The sequence below is a fragment of the Candidatus Aquarickettsia rohweri genome (assembly GCF_003953955.1).
In the GTDB taxonomy this organism is placed as follows: domain Bacteria; phylum Pseudomonadota; class Alphaproteobacteria; order Rickettsiales; family Midichloriaceae; genus Aquirickettsia; species Aquirickettsia rohweri.
On record NZ_RXFM01000017.1, the window covers coordinates 1 to 18,107 of the forward strand.

The following is an 18,107-nucleotide window of genomic DNA, read 5'->3' on the forward strand; positions in this document are numbered from 1 at the left end:
GTATAAAACCATTTGCAGTTGGCAGAAAAAATTGGATGTTCTGTGCAACAACTAAGGGTGCTAAAGCTAGTGCAAATATTTATAGTATTATTGAAACTTGCAAAGTAAATAAGATTAATCCTTATGATTATTTAAAATATTTGCTGAATCATATTCATGATTATTCTGATCCAAAAGAGTTAGTAAATTTACTTCCATATAATATTGATAAAAAAATATCATCAAATTAAATTTTTTTTAGAATTATCAAAAAACTTAAGAAACCCAAAGAAAGGCGGATAATACTTGTCAAGATGGGGATATTTTAGCGTTTACTTATATCTAATGTAAAGTTAAATTATATTTTGTTTGATCAAGATTATATTTTAACCAACACAAATGCTAAAAATTATTTGCTAGATAATGATAATCAACTTCAAATTAGTTTGCCAATTATAATAACTCAGTCAGAAGTAGATGAGATGGCTGGAAAGGTTTTAGATGATTTTACAACTAATGATATAATTGTTTCATTAACGTTACCTATTACATATGCATTTCTTAAGGTTAATGATTTAGTTCAAATTGAATATGAAGATCAGATATTAATCTTACAAATATTTCAAATTATAATTGATGAGACTTTTACAATTTCAATAATTTGTGAAAGAGCAGATTAAAAGATTTGGTGATGACTGTTGTCGATTGTCATTGCGAATGAAAGCAGTGAGTGTGGCAATTGATGTTCTCTATCGTCATTGCGAGAGCACATAGTGCTCGTGGCAATCCAGAGAAATTATAACAAACGTAAATATAGCAACAATTCTGGATCACCACGCCCCTAACGGTGCTCGTGATGACTGCTGAAGATATAGAATTTCTCCCTCGTGATGACAAAGTGTAATATAGTCATTGCGAATGAACGCAGTGAGTGGCACAATCCATGTTATCTATCGTCATTGCGAGGATGCGATAGCATCCATGGCAATCCAGCTTCATACTTGTCATTGCGAGGATGTGATAGCATCGTGGCAATCCAGGGAAGTAAAAAAAATAAAATCTTAACGTAATCTTAACGTTTCTCAGAAAAACCTTAACGTAATCTTAACGTTTCATAAGTATACTTCACTTAAGCAAAACCAATTAAATATGGAGGTTTGAAATGGCAAAGTTAAATAAAAACAATGATAATAAACAAAAATTATATGGTGGTTATTCTTTTAATAGTGATGAATTCAATGTTGAGGATAAAACAAGAACATATGAAGAGCAAAAGGAAAAGTTTTTGGCAGATCAAAAAGAAAAAAAAGATAAAGCGAAAATTGCAAAGCTAGAAGCAGAACAAAAGAAGTTAGAAGCTTTGAAAGCTAATAATGAATATAATTATGTGCACGTGAAAGTAGATAATCAAAAGAATGATGATTTGGAAAAAAAATATTCAGATGTTAAATCTAACATTAGCACAGCGCCTAACTCTAACAATAACTCTCCAGGAAGAAATAATGAAAATGATAACAATAACTATGAATATATGTATAACAAAATGATCCCAAAAAACAAAAAACAAAATTATGAATATATTAACAACAGTATTAAAAATAACAAAATGAAGGGAAATATTACTGAAGATACATGGAAAAAATACATAGACCATAACAAAAGTAATAATCCAACATTTGCTAAAGTTTTAAAAAACTTAGATGAATTAGCTAATAAAGGAGAAAGTGGAGCTAAGGTTAATATAAATGGTGTAAAGTTAAACAATGGTGAACTAGAGTTAGTTCAAAGCTCTGAAAGTGCATTGGATCCATATAATGAAAAGCTTTGGGCAGGTGGAAGGTTTTTGCTTAGGTTTGATACGCCAGATGGAGCTGATGAATTCTTAGCATCAATAGACACCATTGCTCTTTATAGAAGAGAAGCTGCAACACATGGCTCAAAATATAGAGGCAAGGAGCTTGTTGAGAAGAAAGAATCTGGAATTTCTGCACTGTTCAAAGGTTTATTCTTTGGAACTCATTATGGCGTGGATATGGCAAATGATAGTACTGAGGAAGTTCAAAGTCCTGGTCATTTATACATAAACAAGGAAAACCACACTTTAAAATATTATGCATCTAAAATTCCTTTAGTTGGTTCTTACTTCAAGGCAAATCACTATAGTGAGATACAAATTGGGATTGAAAATCATGAAGCTCCTGGAGTTTTCAGAGTATTTTTAGATAAAACTGGAATTAAAAAAGCAGCTCATTCAACAAGTGGTGAATCTGATGGAATAAACCAAATTGGAGATGCAAAAAATATCTATAAAGTAAAGTTAGATGATCAAGGTAATATAAAAAATCAAGATGGGTTAAAAAGCTATTTAGGAAAAGCAGATGTTGCAGATAAAAATATTACTGATCTGAAAGGTGAATGGAGTGATTTAGGTGGAAATTCTGGATATCAATATAAACAACAGGATGATTTATATTTCGTTAAAGACCCAAAAGCCAATGTTTTTGTTGTAAATCCAAAAACTTTGAAAGATGGTGGAGAAGTCATTTTTGACATTCATGGAAAAGTTATTGATGTTGAAGATACTTCAAAAGTTACACCAGTAAATGAAGATTCATTTACACTTAAAGATACTAGAGATGTGCTTCATGGTGCAATAGTTATGCCACAAGCATATAGTTTAACTAAATCTATTGCAAAAGAAGTTGTTGATCCTTTTCCAAAAGCATTTGGTTTCAATCATAACATTAGTGAATATATATCTGAAGAAGATAAACAATTAGCAAGCAATATCGATGAAGTTGCTATTAGTATTGGAAATAGAGTTTCTGATATTTTCAATTATGGATTTAACACTTTGACTGGCAAACCTATTGAATTTATTAAAGCTGCAGATGTTTGTCTTGGAGGATATCCTTCAAATATTCTAAGTATGCCATATGAATATATGATTAAACCGATGGCACAAGATGGGTTAAATGCAACCTTCAATGCTTTAAATTTCTACTTTGATGGATGGTCAATATTTGTAAATCCAGCTATAAACAGTGTCACAGGTGTTGTTGATAACCATGTAGAACAATATGCTCCAACTGATGAATCAAGTTCAGCATATACTTATGGATATAACTCATTTTATGCTGGTTACTCATTTGGGAAGCACTATATGCTACACGCTAATAATACTGGTTTACATAAAACAACTTTTTCTTCTGAGAAATTTGCTGGAGCAATAGGCAAAACAGTTGGAGATGTGAACAGGCAGAACAACATTGAAGAAGAGGTGAAAGATGAAGATGTAGGGGTTATTACTTATGCTTTAGATGCTGGAGTTATTTATGGCCTTACAGGTAATAGTACAACGCCAACAGAGAAAAAATAGCTTCCTGTGAAGTTGGCAACTTCTCTAGTTTCATATTCATTAAAAGCTTCTGCCTTCTATAATGCTCACAATGCAATTAAATATTTAGACAATAAGTTTGGAGTTAGCTCAGGAACTGCTAAAGCATTAGATTATCTTAATAAATTTAGTTACTTAAGTGCTGAAGGAGTAAATGTGCGTTATGTTGCTAATGAAGGTGAGCAAGGAGGTGAAAAAAATACTAAAGAAGAAAATAAAAAAACTGAAAGTGAGAGCACGCTTAATAATAATTACTTAAAACTATTTGGTTATTATATTAATAATTTTAAAGCTGAAGATAAGGAATTTAAATATGATGATTTGCAAAATATCATAGATAATGAGAATGATAATCAAATAAATACTAAAGAAATAATAGATACTAATGAGCAAAAAGTTGACAATAGTACTCAAAACGATACTCTAGAAGTTGGTATTGGAAAGGAAATAATAAATATAAATGAGCAAAAAGTTGACAGTGGAACTCAAGACGATACTATAGAAGTTGGTAATGAATATGAGGATTTAATTATTATGGTAAATAACAGTACTACTTTAACCTATAGCGAACTAGATGATCCATGTGATATAGATGACATTTTATGTGAAATAAAAGATGATATATATGCAAACAGCACACTTTGGACTTAAAAATTGCCTAGGAGTATCACTAAATTTTTTCTCTTGATATTTCTAGGTATAGTTATAGCTGAAGCTAAAGAAGATAATTTATATTTTAGATTTGATGCAGGTAGTATTAAGCAATCGAACAATATAAATAGTACTCAACATTTTTATAAAGTTTCTGGGAATAAAAAGCTTAAAAGAGATTTTATATATGTTTTTGGCTTAGGGTATAGGATAAATAAATATCTCAGAACAGATTTAACTTTTAGTAAAGCAGATAATTTAAATTATATCTCATCTGTTAAATCTCCAAAAGCATTTAATACATATTTTCAAAATTTTGAAACACAGTCTACTTTATTAAATTTCTATTATGATTTTCCCTTTGATAAAATAATTTCACCATATATTGGCATTGGAATAGGGTATTCTAAAATTAATCCAAATATCGGTATTCATAAATTTAAGACAAATAGCGGGAGGGAAGGTTTAAATAAGGTTTATAATAAAATTAGTAATAGTTTTTCCTATGCTTTGCTTGGTGGCTTTACAATCAAAGCTAATGAAAAATTTGAATTTGACTTTAATTATAAGTTTCAAGATTTTGGCAACAATAATGGTATTTATAAGATAGAAGATTTCAGTGGTAATATAATGTCTAGAAACCCAGAAAGTTTTAAAATTAAAGCTAATATAGTAACACTTGGTGTTAGATATAATTTTTAATGTAATAGTATTTTTTACCACCACAGTTGGGACTGATGTACTTCCTGCATGATGACAAAGTGTAATATATTCATTGTAAGGGTGAGAAATAGCAGTACTATGGCAATTGATGTTCTCTATTGTCATTGCGAGAGCACATAGTGCTCGTGGCAATCCAGAGAAATTGTAATAAACGTAAGTGTTGCAACAATTATGGATCACCACAGTCGAGCTAAAGCTCTCCTTCGTGATGACTGTGGGTGGTAGATGGCAACATCAATCCCTTGTGATGACTGTTGAAAGTGTAGAATCCTTCCTCGTGATAATGACTACTGAAATTTTTAATGCAGATTTTTTGATCTAATATAATCTATCAAAGATATTACATTACTTCTTTTATCATTGTTTTCTTTTTTACTATCTTTTTTATCTAAATTTATCAAATTATTATTTTCCAACAATCTATCATGTTCGCTTACATCATTAGTATATTCTTGCTTAAATTCAAGTTCAAATGATTCAGAAGGGTCTGCAAAACATGTTATTGCTTTATAAGGAATACTTAAATGTGAATATTTATTATTAAACCTCAAACTAACTTCAAAATGATCTTCAAAAATACGAAGATTTTTAAAATCATATTGTAATATAATTGTAATTTCATTAGGATATTGAGCTTTTAAAATTTTAGGCATCTCAACTCCTTCAAAATCAGTTGAAAAATTTATGTAGAAGTGGTTATTACCAGTAAAACCATTTTTTTCAACTTCTTTTAGTGCCATCTTAATAATATAGTACATTGATTCATTTATCAGATGTGTATAATTTATTGAAGAATTTTTTTTATCAACCATTTAACTAAATATTAATCGTAGAATTTTCAAAATATTATAGCACTAAAAATACATTTATAAATAGTTAATAATTAAAAAAGTACATTTACACAACTTAAAATTGAATATATGATTTTGAAGTATAATAAAATTTTAAGAGGTTAATATGTATAATAAAGATAATAATTCAAAAAGAAGCAATAGTTCTAATAAAAATGAATTAAATTTACAAAACGAAGAAGATTTAAATAAAGTAAGTAATCATAGTGAAAATGGAAGTGATACAATAAAGAATGATTCAAATAGAGCAAGCGATAATGATGAAAGTAAAAATGAGAAAATAGAAGATAATAGTACAAAAAAGAAAGATATTAAATCAATTGAAGAAGTAGATGAAAAAAAACAAGAGCTTATTGAAGGGTTAAATAAATATTTAATTTCAAGTAATTTAAAGAAGTATTTAGAAGAAATTGAGCTAAAGACTAAGGCTCAGCTTATTAATAAATATAACGAGTATATCGATAGGTTTGAAAATTCTGATAAGTATGAAGATAATAAGAAAATAGATACAAAAGAGAAGCTTGGATGTAAAATTTTAAATTATTTTATAGAAATATTAAAAAAACATAAAAATACTAAGAACAGTGAAGAGATTAAAAACAGTGAAGAATATAAAAATATTAAAGAAGCCATAACATCAATATATGATGATATTTATAAAGACATAGGTGATGATATCAATTTTTCTTTTAATGATAATGACATATCTCAAATTGATATTAATACAAATGAGTTATCTCAAACGAGAGTTAATAACAATGATTTTGAAAATATAACTGCTTTAGATTTTTCAGTACTTAATAATGAAACGACTAATAGAAATAAAATAGACGAAGGAAATAAAGAAGATGAAAATGAAAAATCGGTTGAAAAAATGGATGAAAAAGAATGTTATGGCGCAGTAGTATACAATTATTACAAACACACAAAAGACCAATTAGCTACAAAAGTAAATGAGTATTTTAAGTCAAAAAGTAACAAAGATAAGAATGATGAATTAGATAATAGTGATAATAAAGAGCTCTATAACAAATTTATGAGTATGAAAGATAATAATGAGTTTGTTGAATCAAAAGGTGGTACAGTTGAAGAAAGTTCTAATAATTATAATCTAGAAATTAACCCAAATGTACTTACAAATACTCAACCAAACAATGAAGAATTTGTTGAGGATTCAAATGGTTATAATTGTACTCAATATGCTGGTTATGCTGGTGCTGCAGTGATAGTAATTTGTATAGTTGCGCAAGCATTAAATTATATGTCTGATCATCATGACTACCATGGATTTGGTGCATCAGGATTTTAATTGATGGTGCGGTCGAAAAGACTCGAACTTTCAATCCCATGTGATGGGAACAACGACCTCAACGTTGCGTGTCTACCAATTCCACCACGACCGCAGCTTTGAGGTATGCTACGAAAAATATATATAAATTTCAACTAAATTTTTTATGATGTATAATTGTTCTAAATAATAATAACGAGGGAAATATATTACATCTTATAACCCAAAGTCATCACGAAGGAGAGGTGGAACCTCGACTGTGGTGATCCAGGGATGTTGCCGCATTTATGTTTTCTTGATGTATTACTGGATTGCCGCACTCACTTCGTTCGTTCGCAATGACGAAGTAAGGAAGATGGATTGCCACACTACGGCTACACTTTCATTCGCAATGACTATTTTATATTTTTATCTAAATAATTGACAGTAAGTTATTGCTATATTACTCTCAACCTATGAAAAAAAGATAACAAAAATTATGAATAATAAGATTTACTCGGGGCTAGCTAGAAGAATAATTGCTACAATGATAGATGGTATAGTTCTAATTATACCACATTTATTATTTTTTAGCTTTGAAGCAAGTGGTGGATATAGTTTTGGTTCATCCTTGATTCATATTGTTATAAATGTTGTTTACATAGCTTATTTTGAATCTTCAAAATATCAGGGTACTATAGGAAAAATTTTGATGGATATTAAAATAGTTGATGTAAATGGTCAAACTATATCTTTTTCAAAATCAATTTTAAGATATCTTGGATTTTGTTTATTAAGTATTATAGGTGGTATGTTTATCAATTTTTTCACAATACTTTTTACAAAAGAAAAAGTTGCTGTTCAAGATATGCTTTTTGAAACTAGGGTTTTAATGAGATAAATTTATCTTATTAACTCTATTTAAATGCCTACTTTTTTGAAATTTAGAATTTAAAAATGTTTTTATAATACCTTTAGCTTTTTCAAAAGATATATAGCGAGCTCCTAAAACTAAAACATTTGCATCATTATGTTCTCTTGCAAGTTTAGCATACTCTGTATTAATGCATAATGCTGCACGAATATGCTTATTTCTATTTGCACAAATTGACATGCCTATGCCTGTGCCACAAATTAATATACCTATATTAATTTTGTTTTTCTCAATAGCATTAATAACTTTTTTTGCATAATCAGGATAATCGACTGAATCATCTGTATCAGATCCAAAATTTATAATATTTTTAAAGTTTAATTCTTTTTCTAGAAATATTATAATATTATTTTTTAGCTTATATCCTGCATGATCATTTGCGATTCCTATAATCATATATCAATTGACACCCCAAATATTAATTTTTCTTATCCAGCCATTATATTTTTCAATTCTAACTTTACACCATTCAGATTCGCATTTTATTACACGAGCTAGTGTCCCAAATTCTACTTTTATTATTGGAGGAGAATTTTCATCAGGAGATTTAAAAATTAATGATTTATTTTTTAATAATTCTTTTTCTAAATCTTTTTTAATAGAAATTTTATTGTTATTTATTATTACATAGTTAACTCCACTCAATAAACTTTGATGTATCCATCCTTGAGTATTATCAATATCTGTTACTTTTCTCCAATTATCAAATTCTGCAATAATTTTAAATGGTTGATTAATGCATTGGTATATGTAAGAGGTTTGATATTTTTTGCCAGGACCAACTCTCATTTTAACTTCAGTTGATTTTAAAGTTACATATCTAGGTATAGGCAATCCTGTTACAATGCTAGTTTCAAATGAGTTTGAATTTATTGTGAAAACTAAAAAAATAATCCATATATTTATTAGTATTAATTTATACATTTTTAAATTTTTCTATTAAAAGTTTTTGAACATTTTGTGAAACTAGTTTTTTTGTATTTCCACCTAATTTTGTAACCTCCTTAACAAATGTTGATGATATAAAGTGCACATTTTCAGTTGCTGGTAAAAATACAGTTTCAATTTTATTTTCTAAGGTTTTATTAACAAATGACATTTGAAACTCATATTCAAAATCAGCAACTGCTCTGAGTCCTCTTATTATAATATGTGCACTCTCTTTTTTTACAAATTCAACTAATAAACCATTAAAAGACTTAACAACAATATTTTTCGTATAAAGTTTATCTAATTCATATTTTATCATATCTACTCTATCATTTGCAGAGAATAAAGGGCTTTTTTGGCTATTTTCTGCAATACCTATAATCAATTTATCAAATAATATTGCAGAGCGCTTAATTATATCTAAGTGACCAAGTGTAATAGGGTCAAATGTTCCTGGATATACTGCTGTTTTTTTATTTGTCATAATTTTCTAAATTATGTGTTGGAAAGTATTTTTCTATCATTTGTTGAAAATGCTTAGGAATTTTTGCTTTTAACATATAATTTTTGTTGTATAAGTTAAAACTTAATAAATATGAATGTAAATGTAAATGATCAGATTTTTGAATTTCTTGCTTTGATTTGAAATTAAAGTGCTTATTATCACCTAATATTGGACAATTTATGCTTTTACTATGAATTCTGATTTGATGTTTTCTTCCTGTTAAAGGAGTGAATTTAACCAATGAAAAAATATTTTTATATTCAGAAATTACTTTAAACTGTGTTTTAGCATCATATTCCTTATCTAATATATTTATTTTAGATTCTATTATTCCTTGTTGAGATTTTGGAATTCCACATAAAACAGATAAATAGGATTTATTAATCTTTTTATCTCTAAATAATTTGCTAATTTTTGCAGCTATATTAGCATTTTTTGCTATAATAAGTAAGCCTGTAGTTTCTTTATCAATCCTATGGACTATATGATACTTAAAACCTGATAGCTTTAAAACTCTATCTATTGATATTTTAACGTTAGATCCATCTTGCACACATAAATCATAAGGCTTATTTAAAGCAATTATGTGTTCATCTTCATGAATTATAGAATTGAATATTTTATTTTTAATATCTTCAAAATTACTTGGTTTAATATCAGAAATTTGTCTTTGATTTTGATATTCAATTATTGGTGTTCTAATTTTTTGGTTATATATAACTTTAGAATTTATTTTAACTCGTTTGCTATCAATTCTAATTTGTCCTTTTCTTGCAAGCTTAGCAACAATGGTAAATGGCATGTTTGGAACATTTCTATGAAACCAACGATCAAGCCTTAAGCCATCATCTTCTTTTTCCACATGAAAAATTTTTATTTCCATTAAGAATTATGTATGTTTTAATTTACGATATATTTACGTGTGTAACCTATACTAGTTAGATTTTTATGTCCAATATTTTAAGAAGTATAATTAATGAAATCGAATTAATACCTGAATTTCAAGTTATTGGAAAGGTTTGCTCTGTAAGAGGTTTATTAATTGAAGTTTTAGGAATTGAATTTGTTGTAAGTATTGGTTCTAAATGTAAGATAATTAATAAAAATAATATAGAGGTATTTGCTGAAATTGTAGGAATTAAAGAAGAAAAAGCATTATTAATGACTTATGAATCTGCTGAAGGAGTTGGAGTTGGAAGTGAAATTCATGTTATTGCACATGATCAATCAATATACCCATCAAAAAATTGGCTGGGTAGAGTTATCAATGCTTTTGGCGAACCAATTGATGAAAAAGGACCACTTATTAATGGAAATATAGCTTATAGATTACACAATTCACCTCCAAAAGCACATCTTAGAAAGAGAGTTGGTGCTAAAATGGATATGGGCATAAGGTCAATTAATACTTTCTTAAGTTGTTGTTATGGGCAAAGAATGGGGATATTTTCTGGATCTGGGGTTGGAAAATCTATGATGATATCAATGCTTACTAAATATTCAGATGCAGATGTGAAAATTATAGGTTTAATAGGAGAAAGAGGAAGAGAAGTTCAGGAGTTCCTTGAAGATTATTTAGGTGAAGAAGGGTTAAGCAAGGCTGTTGTTATAGTTTCAACTTCGGATGAATCTGCATTAAAAAGAAAGCAAGCTGCTTATCTAACAATGGCTCTTTGTGACTATTATAGAGATCAAGGTAAGCAAGTGCTTTGTATGATGGATAGTGTCACAAGGTTTGCTATGGCACAAAGAGAAATTGGTCTTTCTATTAGAGAGCCTCCAACAACAAAAGGATATACACCAAGCGTTTTTTCTGAATTACCAAAGTTATTAGAAAGAGCTGGACCTGGAATAAAAGGAGAAGGTGATGTAACAGCTTTCTTTAGTGTGCTAGTTGAAGGAGATGATCATAATGAACCGATAGCTGATGCTGTTAGAGGAATTTTAGATGGACATATAGTGCTGAGCAGAAAAATTGCCGGTCGTGGTATCTATCCAGCGATTGATGTTTTGAATAGTATTTCTAGGACTATGCCAAAGTGTAATACTGAATATGAAAATAAAGTTGTAAATAGAGCAAGGAGTTTGATTTCTCAATATACAGATATGGAAGATATGATTAGAATTGGTGCATACAAATCTGGCTCTGATCCACAAGTTGATGAAGCAATTAAATATATTGATGCAATTAATAAATTTATATCCCAAAACTATGATGAGAAAGATAATTTAAGGGATTCGTATTCTAAATTAGTAAAAGCAATAGATTTTGATGAGAAAGTTGATAATGGTGAGAAAACTAATTTGATCAAATAATGACTTTAAATACATTTATTTATAAATTTATTATTTTATTTACTATTTCATTAATCCAAACATATGCTTTTGAAAATAATAAAAAAGATAAAAAGTTAGAATATCATTCTATTAGGTGTGGGAAAGAAATTCAAAAATTATTTACTAAAAAAGATCTTGATGGAATATTGAAATTAGCGCCACATTTATTTAGAAAATCATATCTTAAAAATAAAACTTTTGATGATTTATTTGATCAAAAATTTGTCAATTCAATTATAAATAGTGAAGTTAGTTCTGAACCTGTAGGATGGCGAGGGTATATGTTAGATCATGGTAGTATATGGTATGATTATAATGGCAAATGTAAAATTATTGCTATTAATGGTGAAAATAATGAAAAATTTAATGTGCCATACGTAAAGGGATGGGAAGTAAATAATAAAATTATCTGTCCTAGATGTTTAAATTATCCAAATGTATATACTACTCAAGAGATAAAAATGATTGAAAAGAAAATAACTAATAACAAATTATATAATAAGAAATATAATAACAAATTTAAAAAATGCATGATATCTTGTAATTCACTAAATAATGATAGTGCTGCTGTAGAAAAAGATTATTTAGAATATTATTTAATAAGAACAATTGATCCTTTTATTTGTAATAAATTAACTCCTTCAATAAAATCAAAATGTTTAGAGTCCTACCTAATCTATAATTGCCAAGGTGGTGGAACTATAGGATGTCTTGGTGGATATTCAATTTACGGATTGTTTTACATTGATAAAATTAACGAGTATGTTATATCTGAAGTTAAATATTTTGGACAAGATTATGGTGACATGGATACTAAAATTGTGGGCAAATTTGAAATATTAGATGAAATTGATGATATGGAGCAAAAATGGCTATCTAAAGATAAATAAATTAAAAATAATTTAATTTTATAAAAGTAACTTATCAATAGGAGATATAAAATTCTTATATTATAAGTTTCATTCAATAGTTATTTAACACATATCTATATACACTTATGCCAAAGTTAAAGATTAATAACAAAGAAATTGAAGTGCCTGAAGGCTTTACAGTTATTCAAGCACGTGAAAAAGCTGGAGTTGAAATACCAATAATATTAATCTTCATAACAAACATGAGCTATATGTGAAGAGCATAGGTATGCCTAAAACTATTCGCATTGCCAAAATATAGTAAAATAAGCAGCTTAAGTATTTATGCAATAAAGTTTTACTAGCATCCTAAAACCAATTTTTAACCTATCCTGCAGTTTGCAACACTGACTACCAAAGTCCTTTAAAGTTCGTTATGGTATACATTATGATATTCACCATCTTGATTCATATTGAATTCAGTCTCTTGTGTATTTTTATCTGTATATGTATATACATCCTCTTTATCATCCTGTGGTAATATTCCTTTTACAGCTCTAATACTCGATAACATTTGAGCTGTATAAGCTCCACTTATTGCGCTTGATATGTGTGCTGCATAATCATTATTAGCTCCATTTATTAAATAAGATAATCCCAAACTTGCACCACCTCCTATCATTTTACTACTATAGCTCTCTTCTAATTCAAAATAATTGCTTATTGAGCTCAAGAAATAAGGAAGCATTGAGGTCATTGGAGAGCCAGACGCCATAGATATAGAAGCTCCAAATAACATGTCTAATACCAAGCTTTGCTCCTGATGTCCTATAAACTCAGGCATAAATTCTTGAATTTCCTTAAAATATCTCATACTATTAAGCTTTCCATAATAACTTTGAACAAAAAAATCTTTTGCAATAAAGAAAGAGCCCCTCACTATTGGTGCATACCAAGAGTCATTGTCACAGATAAATTAAAGAGTTATATAAAGCCAATTAAGGTAATGTGGGTTAAAACTGAACATAGGAGTTACAAAAGACTGAATAATCGTGTGGACAATGCACATCAACCAACTTTGTTGCATAAATATATAATCTGTTAAGAGTTTTACTTAAGATATGATATGAGAGTATTTTTTTACTTGGTTATTAACTGGCTGTTATATAAGTGTTAAATTTATTGATAGATATACTTTGAAAAGAAGGTATTGTTAAAAAGAAAACTGTTCTACAAAAAGTATTAATAACAAATAGCCATTATATAAAATAGCATTTGAGCATTATTTATTAATAGAAGATACAAAATTCTTATGGTATAACTTTCATTAAATAGTTATTTAACACATATCTACATACACTTATGCCAAAGTTAAAGATTAATAACAAAGAAATTGAAGTGCCTGAAGGCTTTACAGTTATTCAAGCATGTGAAAAAGCTGGGATAGAGATTCCCAGATTTTGCTATCATGATAAGTTAAAAATTGCAGGTAATTGTAGGATGTGTTTGGTGGAAATGGAAAGAGCACCAAAACCTGTTGCAAGTTGTGCACAAGTTGCTATGGAAGGAATGGTAATTCACACCAATACGCCTCTTGTTAAAAAAGCTCGAGAAGGTGTGATGGAGTTTTTGCTTGCTAATCATCCATTAGATTGCCCAATATGTGATCAAGGTGGTGAATGTGATTTGCAAGATCAAGCAATGAAATATGGGAAACCTGAAAGTAGATATAAAGAAGAAAAACGTGCTGTTAAGGATAAAGACTTTGGTCCATTAATTCAAACCCATATGACAAGATGCATTCATTGTACGAGATGTGTGAGATTCATTGAGGATATTGCAGGAACTTATGAATTAGGTGGCATTGGAAGAGGGGAAGATGTTGAAATTACAAATTATATAGAAGGTGGAGTAAAATCTGAATTATCTGGAAATATTATAGATTTATGCCCAGTAGGTGCACTTAAATCAAAGCCATATGAATTTAAGGCAAGAAATTGGGAACTGCATAGGACTGAATCAATAGATGTTATGGATGCAGTTGGATCAAATATTATTATAAATACTAGGGGCAATGAGGTGATGAGGATATTACCTTATACTAATGAAGATATTAATGAAGAGTGGATTTCTGATAAAACAAGGTTCTTTTATGATGGATTAAAATATCAAAGACTTGATCGACCATATATAAAACAGAAAAATAAATTGGAAGAAACTAGTTGGGAAATTGCTTTAAACATATTGGCTAAAAGAATAAAGAAAACAAAAGCTGAAAAAATAGGTGCAATAGCAGGCGATTTAACTGATGTAGAAACTATGTTTGTAGTAAAAGACTATCTTAAAGCATTAGGTAGTTATAACGTTGATTGCAGACAAAATGGAAGTAAATTATCAAATAAAAATAGAGCTCAATATACATTTAACACAACAATAAAAGGTATTGAGGAAGCTGATCATTGCTTGCTTATTGGTTGCAATCCAAGGCATGAAGCAACAATGGTAAATGCAAGAATTAGGAAAGCATACTTAAATAATAAACTATCTATTGCGGTTATTGGAAATAATAATAATTTAACTTACCCATATAAGCATTTAGGAGACAATCCTTGGATTTTAAAACAAATTGCTGATGGTGTACATCCTATATGTACAGATTTAAAAAAAGCTAAAAAGCCAATGATTATTTTTGGAGAGCATTTAACTACACAAGAAGATTATGAAGCTTATGAATATTTTATTAATAAATTAGTTAATAAATATAATTATACTAGTAATGATTGGAATGGATATAACATTCTTCATACTGCAGCTTCAAGGGTAGGGGGATTAGATATTGATTTTGTACCAAATAAAGATGGCATGACTACTAATGAAATTTTAAAAAAATGTGAAGTTATTATTTTATTTGGTGCTGATGAAATTAATTTAAATAAAATAAATAAAAATGCTTTTGTTATATATATTGGACATCATGGAGATAAGGCTGCTGAAGTAGCTGATATTATTCTTCCTGCACCAGCATTTACTGAAAAAAATGCTACATATGTTAATTTAGAGGGTAGGGTTCAAAATACATTTGCAGCAATTGATAAGCTTGGAAAGGCAAAAATAGATTGGCAAATCATTTTAGATTTAGCAAATTTGACTGGTGTAAAGTTACAATACTCTACTCTTAATGAAATTAGAAAAAAAATCTCAAAAGTAAATCCTGTATTTATTAATACAGAATTAAAAAATAATGATAATGTTTTTAAAAACTCATTAAAACAAACCTCTTTTTTTCAAGATAAAATTGATGAAAAAGCTTTAGATTATTATTTAACAAATTCTATTTGTAGAAATTCTATAACTATGAAAAAGTGCTCCCAGATAATTTCTTAATTTAAGCTTTATTTACAATTTTATGCGCAAGTGCTTCTTATATTGCGGTTCCTGCTGCTATGAAGTTAGACCTTCCTGAAGCTAAGCCTGGTATATATGTTCCAATGTCTTTATCAGTAACATTTCCATTTAATATTATATTTGGTATTCCATTATACTATATTTTTATTTCTTGGTTATATTAATTTGTTATAACTTATAACTTTTATTTGATTTATATATTTTATTTCTATAGCTTGATAGTTAAGTAGGGTAGTATAATTTAAGTAACTGATGAACACTAAAATAAAACTGAAGGATAAAAAGACTTCAGCTAAAAAGTTATTAATTTTAATTTTACTTCCAGTTTTAATATTTTTAGCTGGCATATATTTTTATTTTTTTAATAATAGATATATTTCTACTGATGATGCATAAATTAAATCAGGAAAAATTTCAGTTAGCTCAGAAGTACAGGGTAAAATAAAAGAAATATTTGTAAATGATAACTCCCATGTAAAAAAAGACCAAATTTTGTTTAAAATTGATGATTTGTCTTATAAAATTGCATTAGAAAATTCTTTAGCAAATTTAAGAAAAGTTAAAGATTATATTAATAGTATGAAAGCATTATATAAGCAAAATATTGCTGAATTAGATAAAGTTAAAGAAAGTATTTCTTATTTTGATAAAGAATATAAAAGACAGCTTCAATTAAAAAAGAAGAGGGCTACATCTGGTAAGGAAGTGGATAATGCCAAGCACAATTTAGATTCTTCCATTAACCAAAAAAAAGTAATAGAGAAAGTGATTCAGGAAACCAAAGCTAAATTAGATAATGATCCTAATTTAGAAATAAATGAGTATTCTTATTACAGTGAAGCGTTGACAGAAGTGTCTAAATCAGAATTAAATCTAGAGCATACTGAAATAAAAGCACCATTTGATGGTATAATAGCTAATTTTACATTATTACCAGGAAAATATATTAATGTTGGAGCTCCATTATTTTCAATTATTAATAGTCAAAATTTATGGATAGAAGCTAATTTTAAAGAAACTGATCTTCAAAATATTAGACTTAATCAAGATGCAGTCATTGAAGTTGATGCATACCCAGATAAAAAATTTAATACAAAGGTATTTAGTATTACGCCTGCAAGTGGTTCAGAATTTTCATTATTACCTGCAGAAAATAGTTCTGGAAATTGGGTTAAAGTAGTTCAAAGAGTTAAGGTTATTTTAAAATTTAAAGATAGTATTCCAACTAATTTAAATTTACTATCTGGAATGAGTGTATATGTCAAAATTGACACAAAATCATAGTCAAGGTAATAAGAACTCTAATAAGGTCTTAATCACTGTATTTATTATGATTACAACAATCATGCAAGTGATGGACATGACAATAGCTAATGTTGCATTACCTCATATTAAAGGTAGTTTATCTGCTAGTAAAGATCAAATTTCCTGGATTTTAACTTCGTATATTATTTCAGCAGCAATTATGACTCAGCCAATAAGTTGGCTAGCAGATCGTTTTGGAAGAAAAAAAATATTTCTGATCTCCGTTATTGGATTTACAATCTCTTCTGCACTATGTGGCTTATCAACTTCTATAATAGAAATTGTTATTTTTCGCATATTACAAGGAATTTTTGGTGCAGCATTAGTGCCACTTTCTTGTTCTATATTATTGGATATAAATCCTAAAGAAAAACATGGTTCTGCAATGGCGATTTGGGGTGTTGGAGTTATGATTGGTCCAATAATTGGTCCTGTTGTTGGTGGATATTTAACAGAATATTATAATTGGAGATGGGTTTTTTATATTAATGTTCCTTTAGGTATAATATCATCTTTTGGTATTATATATTGTTTACCTGAATCAAAAATTATAAAAAAATCCTTTAATTTTATTGGATTTAGCTTACTCAGTATATCTATTGCATCTTTACGTAAGCGCTAAAATAAGGGCATCTAGGCAAGAATAAAAATAAGTGGTAGAACAAAAGCCTAAAAAAATAGAGGCTAATGATGCTATTAGAAAAAAAGAAAAAAAGAATAAGTAATGAAAAATGGAAAGAGCTAGTAGAAGAATATAAAAAAAGTAATGTAAGTAAATATGAATTTTTTAAGCAAAAGAATGTGCCGAGAAGTACATTTTATAAATGGCACAGAATTCTTGTAGAAAATAAAAGAAATACAGTAAAAAATAAATTTATACCAATAAGAGTGAAAGAATGCGAAGAAGAAAGAAGTGAAGAAATAAAATCAGAGATGATAATAGAAAGTAAAAAGGGGATAAGAATAGGGTTT

At 28.3% G+C, this 18,107-nt stretch carries 22 protein-coding genes and 1 tRNA gene; 16 read left to right on the forward strand and 7 right to left on the reverse strand.

Annotated features, from left to right (window positions below; all coding sequences use genetic code 11):
* The 5 genes from EIC27_RS08075 to EIC27_RS01915 all read left to right on the forward strand — a co-directional run.
* On the forward strand, positions 1–230 hold a 230-nt coding region (locus EIC27_RS08075; protein WP_205702304.1), incomplete at its 5' end, for a transposase domain-containing protein.
* 87 nt (positions 231–317) lie between these two features.
* Positions 318–659 carry a phage tail protein gene (locus EIC27_RS01900; RefSeq protein ID WP_126044466.1) on the forward strand — a complete coding sequence of 114 codons (342 nt, stop codon included), beginning with the start codon at positions 318–320 and terminating at the stop codon, positions 657–659.
* Between the two features lie 482 nt (positions 660–1,141).
* Complete coding sequence (locus tag EIC27_RS01905; RefSeq protein ID WP_126044467.1) at positions 1,142–3,358, forward strand: hypothetical protein; 2,217 nt, start codon at positions 1,142–1,144, stop codon at positions 3,356–3,358.
* Positions 3,359–3,364: 6 nt separating this feature from the next.
* Complete coding sequence (locus tag EIC27_RS01910) at positions 3,365–4,027, forward strand: hypothetical protein (protein WP_126044468.1); 663 nt, start codon at positions 3,365–3,367, stop codon at positions 4,025–4,027.
* Positions 4,028–4,030: 3 nt separating this feature from the next.
* A complete protein-coding gene (locus EIC27_RS01915) occupies positions 4,031–4,729 on the forward strand; it encodes an outer membrane protein (protein WP_126044469.1) in 699 nt (232 codons plus the stop codon).
* Positions 4,730–5,049: 320 nt separating this feature from the next.
* Here EIC27_RS01915 and EIC27_RS01920 read toward each other — a convergent pair whose 3' ends face one another.
* Positions 5,050–5,562, reverse strand: a complete 513-nt coding sequence (locus tag EIC27_RS01920) for a ClpXP protease specificity-enhancing factor SspB (protein WP_126044470.1) — start codon at positions 5,560–5,562, stop codon at positions 5,050–5,052.
* A gap of 145 nt (positions 5,563–5,707) precedes the next feature.
* On the opposite strand from EIC27_RS01920, the gene EIC27_RS01925 reads away from it, so the two are divergent.
* Positions 5,708–6,910, forward strand: coding sequence for a hypothetical protein (locus EIC27_RS01925; protein WP_126044471.1), 1,203 nt, complete (start codon positions 5,708–5,710; stop codon positions 6,908–6,910).
* A gap of 4 nt (positions 6,911–6,914) precedes the next feature.
* Here EIC27_RS01925 and EIC27_RS01930 read toward each other — a convergent pair.
* Positions 6,915–7,004 (reverse strand) — tRNA-Leu (locus EIC27_RS01930).
* Positions 7,005–7,367: 363 nt separating this feature from the next.
* On the opposite strand from EIC27_RS01930, the gene EIC27_RS01935 reads away from it, so the two are divergent.
* On the forward strand, positions 7,368–7,769 hold the full coding sequence (locus EIC27_RS01935; protein ID WP_126044472.1) for an RDD family protein: 402 nt from the start codon (positions 7,368–7,370) through the stop codon (positions 7,767–7,769).
* Here EIC27_RS01935 and rpiB read toward each other — a convergent pair.
* The 4 genes from rpiB to EIC27_RS01955 are packed head-to-tail and all read right to left on the reverse strand — an operon-like array spanning position 7,758 to position 10,120.
* Positions 7,758–8,198, reverse strand: coding sequence for a ribose 5-phosphate isomerase B (rpiB, locus tag EIC27_RS01940; RefSeq protein WP_126044473.1), 441 nt, complete (start codon positions 8,196–8,198; stop codon positions 7,758–7,760). The genes EIC27_RS01935 and rpiB overlap by 12 nt on opposite strands.
* Before the next feature lie 3 nt (positions 8,199–8,201).
* Positions 8,202–8,726, reverse strand: a complete 525-nt coding sequence (locus EIC27_RS01945) for an SH3 domain-containing protein (RefSeq protein WP_126044474.1) — start codon at positions 8,724–8,726, stop codon at positions 8,202–8,204.
* Entirely contained in the window at positions 8,719–9,219 is a 501-nt protein-coding gene (gene coaD / locus EIC27_RS01950) for a pantetheine-phosphate adenylyltransferase (protein WP_410519458.1), read from the reverse strand. The genes EIC27_RS01945 and coaD overlap by 8 nt, the downstream gene beginning before the upstream one ends.
* Positions 9,206–10,120: an RluA family pseudouridine synthase gene (locus tag EIC27_RS01955; RefSeq protein WP_126044476.1), complete on the reverse strand. Its 915-nt coding sequence runs from the start codon at positions 10,118–10,120 to the stop codon at positions 9,206–9,208. The genes coaD and EIC27_RS01955 overlap by 14 nt, the downstream gene beginning before the upstream one ends.
* 65 nt (positions 10,121–10,185) lie before the next feature.
* On the opposite strand from EIC27_RS01955, the gene fliI reads away from it, so the two are divergent.
* The 3 genes from fliI (at position 10,186) to EIC27_RS07845 (ending at position 12,703) form a co-directional block, all read left to right on the forward strand.
* Entirely contained in the window at positions 10,186–11,553 is a 1,368-nt protein-coding gene (fliI, locus tag EIC27_RS01960; protein WP_126044477.1) for a flagellar protein export ATPase FliI, read from the forward strand.
* Entirely contained in the window at positions 11,553–12,464 is a 912-nt protein-coding gene (locus tag EIC27_RS01965) for a hypothetical protein (RefSeq protein ID WP_126044478.1), read from the forward strand. The genes fliI and EIC27_RS01965 overlap by 1 nt, the downstream gene beginning before the upstream one ends.
* A 107-nt stretch (positions 12,465–12,571) precedes the next feature.
* Entirely contained in the window at positions 12,572–12,703 is a 132-nt protein-coding gene (locus tag EIC27_RS07845; RefSeq protein WP_276310319.1) for a hypothetical protein, read from the forward strand.
* Positions 12,704–12,849: 146 nt separating this feature from the next.
* Here the strand turns inward: EIC27_RS07845 and EIC27_RS01970 are convergent, their stop codons facing one another.
* On the reverse strand, positions 12,850–13,299 hold the full coding sequence (locus EIC27_RS01970; protein ID WP_126044479.1) for a hypothetical protein: 450 nt from the start codon (positions 13,297–13,299) through the stop codon (positions 12,850–12,852).
* A gap of 488 nt (positions 13,300–13,787) precedes the next feature.
* Between EIC27_RS01970 and nuoG the strand changes: the two genes are divergently transcribed.
* The 6 genes from nuoG to tnpA all read left to right on the forward strand — a co-directional run.
* Positions 13,788–15,809: an NADH-quinone oxidoreductase subunit NuoG gene (gene nuoG / locus EIC27_RS01980; protein ID WP_126044480.1), complete on the forward strand. Its 2,022-nt coding sequence runs from the start codon at positions 13,788–13,790 to the stop codon at positions 15,807–15,809.
* 17 nt (positions 15,810–15,826) lie between these two features.
* Positions 15,827–15,994 carry a sodium-dependent bicarbonate transport family permease gene (locus EIC27_RS01985; protein WP_126044481.1) on the forward strand — a complete coding sequence of 56 codons (168 nt, stop codon included), beginning with the start codon at positions 15,827–15,829 and terminating at the stop codon, positions 15,992–15,994.
* An 88-nt stretch (positions 15,995–16,082) separates the two neighbouring features.
* Entirely contained in the window at positions 16,083–16,226 is a 144-nt protein-coding gene (locus tag EIC27_RS06965) for a hypothetical protein (RefSeq protein ID WP_154663840.1), read from the forward strand.
* 15 nt (positions 16,227–16,241) lie between these two features.
* Entirely contained in the window at positions 16,242–17,114 is an 873-nt protein-coding gene (locus EIC27_RS01990) for an HlyD family secretion protein (protein WP_276310320.1), read from the forward strand.
* Positions 17,089–17,757 (forward strand): MFS transporter, encoded by a 669-nt coding sequence (locus EIC27_RS01995; RefSeq protein ID WP_126044483.1) that lies wholly within the window; start codon positions 17,089–17,091, stop codon positions 17,755–17,757. The genes EIC27_RS01990 and EIC27_RS01995 overlap by 26 nt, the downstream gene beginning before the upstream one ends.
* Before the next feature lie 65 nt (positions 17,758–17,822).
* On the forward strand, positions 17,823–18,107 hold a 285-nt coding region (gene tnpA, locus EIC27_RS02000), incomplete at its 3' end, for an IS66 family insertion sequence element accessory protein TnpA (RefSeq protein ID WP_205702309.1).

Excerpts from the sequence above, each read along its gene's own strand:
- EIC27_RS01905 (WP_126044467.1), top strand. The coding sequence starts at position 1,142 with ATGGCAAAGTTAAATAAAAACAATGATAATAAACAAAAATTATATGGT.
- EIC27_RS01920 (WP_126044470.1), bottom strand. The coding sequence starts at position 5,562 with ATGGTTGATAAAAAAAATTCTTCAATAAATTATACACATCTGATAAAT.
- EIC27_RS01925 (WP_126044471.1), top strand. The coding sequence starts at position 5,708 with ATGTATAATAAAGATAATAATTCAAAAAGAAGCAATAGTTCTAATAAA.
- EIC27_RS01935 (WP_126044472.1), top strand. The coding sequence starts at position 7,368 with ATGAATAATAAGATTTACTCGGGGCTAGCTAGAAGAATAATTGCTACA.
- rpiB (WP_126044473.1), bottom strand. The coding sequence starts at position 8,198 with ATGATTATAGGAATCGCAAATGATCATGCAGGATATAAGCTAAAAAAT.
- EIC27_RS01945 (WP_126044474.1), bottom strand. The coding sequence starts at position 8,726 with ATGTATAAATTAATACTAATAAATATATGGATTATTTTTTTAGTTTTC.
- EIC27_RS01955 (WP_126044476.1), bottom strand. The coding sequence starts at position 10,120 with ATGGAAATAAAAATTTTTCATGTGGAAAAAGAAGATGATGGCTTAAGG.
- fliI (WP_126044477.1), top strand. The coding sequence starts at position 10,186 with ATGTCCAATATTTTAAGAAGTATAATTAATGAAATCGAATTAATACCT.
- EIC27_RS01965 (WP_126044478.1), top strand. The coding sequence starts at position 11,553 with ATGACTTTAAATACATTTATTTATAAATTTATTATTTTATTTACTATT.
- EIC27_RS07845 (WP_276310319.1), top strand. The coding sequence starts at position 12,572 with ATGCCAAAGTTAAAGATTAATAACAAAGAAATTGAAGTGCCTGAAGGC.
- EIC27_RS01970 (WP_126044479.1), bottom strand. The coding sequence starts at position 13,299 with ATGAGATATTTTAAGGAAATTCAAGAATTTATGCCTGAGTTTATAGGA.
- nuoG (WP_126044480.1), top strand. The coding sequence starts at position 13,788 with ATGCCAAAGTTAAAGATTAATAACAAAGAAATTGAAGTGCCTGAAGGC.
- EIC27_RS06965 (WP_154663840.1), top strand. The coding sequence starts at position 16,083 with ATGAACACTAAAATAAAACTGAAGGATAAAAAGACTTCAGCTAAAAAG.
- EIC27_RS01995 (WP_126044483.1), top strand. The coding sequence starts at position 17,089 with ATGTCAAAATTGACACAAAATCATAGTCAAGGTAATAAGAACTCTAAT.